2 protein-coding genes are annotated in these 3,159 nt (G+C 58.7%); both read left to right on the top strand.

Annotation, left to right across the window (positions count from 1 at the left end; translation table 11 throughout):
• Positions 1-1,454, top strand: a 1,454-nt coding sequence (locus tag ACH2EH_RS20715) for a hypothetical protein (protein ID WP_395144692.1), incomplete at its 5' end; no start/stop codon positions are given.
• 23 nt (positions 1,455-1,477) lie between these two features.
• On the top strand, positions 1,478-3,159 hold a 1,682-nt coding region (locus ACH2EH_RS20710; RefSeq protein WP_395144691.1), incomplete at its 3' end, for a hypothetical protein.

Here is a 3,159-nt window from a genome sequence, read left to right as displayed (position 1 = left end):
TTCGGCGGGAGGAGCAGAGGAAGGGCGGGGCGCGCAAAACCGGTTGGCGTCCGAGCTTGGAAGAGCCGCACGAAGGACAGAAAGAGGTTTTAGAGGGTGCTGCGGCGTTCAACGTGCTTTGTATGGGTCATCGGTGGGGAAAGACGCGGCTTTCGGTGCGGTTGATCGCGGAGCCGCTGTGTGCGGGGTATCCGGTGGGGCTTGGTGTTCCTGAGTACGCGAAAGCGGCGGGGGTTTGGCGAGAGCTGAAAGACAAGCTTGAGCCCATCACCAAGTACAAGAACGATTCGCTGTGGGAGCTGGAGACGATCACCGGGGGGTTCTTTAAGGTGTTTCCGCTGGATCGAAACCCGGACGGTCCGCGCAGTTTTAAGTTTCGTCGTTTTATTGTGGATGAGGCGGCGTTCTGCAAGAAGCTGAAAGAGGCGCTGGAAGATTCGATACTGCCGACACTGGCCGATGATCCCGATTCGGATTTGTGGCTATTGTCTTCGAGCAGAGGCAAAAACACATTCTGGAATTACTGGAAGCGTGGAGAGCCAGGCGGGGGCGAGCAGCGGGCGGGGTGGAGGAGCTGGCGCAAGCCAACCAACACAAACCCACATATTAGCGCGGCGCGGTTGGCCCAGCTAAGGGCGGAGGTGTCGGAGCGGAAAGCGGCGGTTCAGTACGATGCTTCTTTCGATGTGGGTGGGTTGTTCTTTGACGATTGGCAGGAGAGCAAGAGCGGGCGTGACTGGCACGTTTGTACGCCGTTTGCTGTGCCGCCCTGGTGGATCGCAACGGGCGGAATGGACTTTGGTAAGAATAACTTTGCCTGTCATATCAATCGTTGGGACGAAGACGGGAACTGCTTTATTGTTCGGGAGGTGACGCTGCATAATGCGGTCCCCAGTGAGCAAGCGGTAGCGGTGGTGAAGGCGCTGGAAGATGAAGGGCTGAAGCCGTCTGAGGTGGTGATTTATGCGGATCCGTCCGGGTTCCCTCCGATCAACCCGAAGGAGCGGCGTGGTCAGTACGATGTGGAGGCGTTTTGGTCGGTGGGTCTGAGAGTGGAGAAAGCTGAAAACGATAGGCAAGCGACAAACGGGAACGCTGCGGAGTGGCTGAGGGACGGACTGCGGGAAACGGATAGCAGGGCGAAGGCGGGGCGGCTTGATGAGATTACAGAGGGGCAGAGTTTTCCCAGGGTGCGGGTGTTTCGCGGTCGGTGTCCCGATTTGGTTCGCACGATTCCGCTCATGGAGCCCCTGCCGGATAACTTGGATGATTTTGATTCGGACGGTCCGGACCACTGGGTTGATTCTGGACTTCGGTACGGTCTGCGGCCTAAAAGTCGTGCGCCAAAGAGTAAGCGGCCTACAAAGGCCACGTTTGAATATCTGCCTCCTGAGTGGGGCAACGGTACGGTGTGCGGCACACCTAGCCGGACTGCGCGGAGCAAGAGGAAGTAGTTAATATCTTGAATCTTTGGGAAATGGCAAAAGAGAAACTAGGGATCGGTGGCAAGAAAACTGTCGCTGAGTTCGGCGCGTCTCTACCCCAAAGCGAGATTGACAAGGTTGAAAACAATATCGCCGCCGCGTCTTCCTCTCCCGACCTGGCTTCTTTCTGGCGCAAGCGCTTCAACGAATCGAAGGCAAGCCGTCAAGACATAGAGGCCGACATGGTAACGGGCTGGCTCATGGAAACCGGCCAGCAGTGGGCGCAGTGGGATTCTTCGGCTCGGCAGGTAAGAGAGCTGCAAGTCGCTGGCAACGAGCCTGAAACCCTGGTTGTGGATAATCTGTCGGGCATGTTGGTAGAGAAAGTGGCCTCTATTGTCACGTCCGGCGCTCCCGATGTGGCCCCCGTGGCGCTCTCTGGCTCTCCGCTGGACCGGGCCGCGACGGAAGAGGCTAAGGCCATGTTTGCCGCCGAAGACGTGCGGCAGAACAGACGAAACCAACGGTTTAATCATGTGCGTTGGGCGCTGGTGACGGGCGAGGGCTGGATCTTGCCGCGCTGGAACGCTACGGCGCTGGTTCCTGTGGCAGAAATGCAAGGCGGGCAGATCGCCTCTCGCAAGTCGGCCCCGCTTGGTGCTATGTCGGAAGAGGCTGTCTCTGGCCTTGAAATCTTCCTTGATCCCCTGGCCCCGAGCGTGAATGAGTCTGATTACGTGATTCACGCGACGGTAAAATCCGTTGCTTGGGTGCGCTCTCTTATTGGTAAAGAGACCATGCTCAGAAAGGGTATCAATCCCGATGCGAAGGCGGGCGGGGCGCTCTCTCCCGCGTTTCTGGATCACACAGAGCAACTGGTAGCGGCTCGATCTACTGCTGCAAACGAGGCGAACGCGTACTCTGTGCTGGACTGCTGGGCGCTTCCTAAGCCTGGCTCGATGTTTCCTGAGGGTCTGCGCTGCGTGATTGTCGCGGGGCATGTTGCTTACTGTGGGTACTGGCCGTATGAGAAAAAAGACGCTTATCCTTTCATCCCGTTGGCTTGGAAGCAGATCCTGGGTTCGTGCCGTGGCCGTGGCCTCATGGCGGAGCTGGCCCCGCTTCAGGTTGCTTACAATCGGTGCTTGACCGATGTGATCAACTACATGGAAAACGCGGTTCCTACGATCCTGCTCCCCGAAGGGGGGGACGTGACGCCGGGCGCTTACTCGATTGAGCACACAAAATCTCTGCGGGTGATTGTGGCGAACCTTCTCGGCTCTGGCGGTGTTCCTCCTCAGTGGCAAAATGCTCCCGCTGTGCCGGGCGATATTTACCGCTTGAAGGATTGGATCTGGGGGGACATGCAGCATCGGGCGGGTATTCATGACCCGTCTCTTGGCACGGTTTCCGGTGATGCGTCGGGGGTCTCGATCAGTCTTCTTCAGCAGTCCGACCAGACACAACACGCTCCGTTTCTTGCTGCGATTGAAGAGGCGGCTCGGCACGTTCGGGAGTGGGAAGTAGCGTTGTACTCTCAGTTTGCCGCCCCGTGGGTTCCTCGCATTGTGGGCCTCGACGAGAAAGGCAACCCGGCGGGCGATAAGTTCCAGGCGGTGGCGCTGCGGGCCTTGACGGGTGGCGGGCAGGTCGGCATCCACCTTGCCCCCGGCTCCGCGATTGCGACAACCCCAGCGGCAAAGGAGCAGAAAGCGCAGGGCTGGCACGATAAGGG

The organism is Armatimonas sp., from assembly GCF_043760365.1.
Taxonomy (GTDB): Bacteria; Armatimonadota; Armatimonadia; order Armatimonadales; family Armatimonadaceae; genus Armatimonas.
The sequence above is the reverse complement of the archived record's forward strand: the minus strand, read 5'-3'. Positions and strand labels throughout refer to the sequence as shown.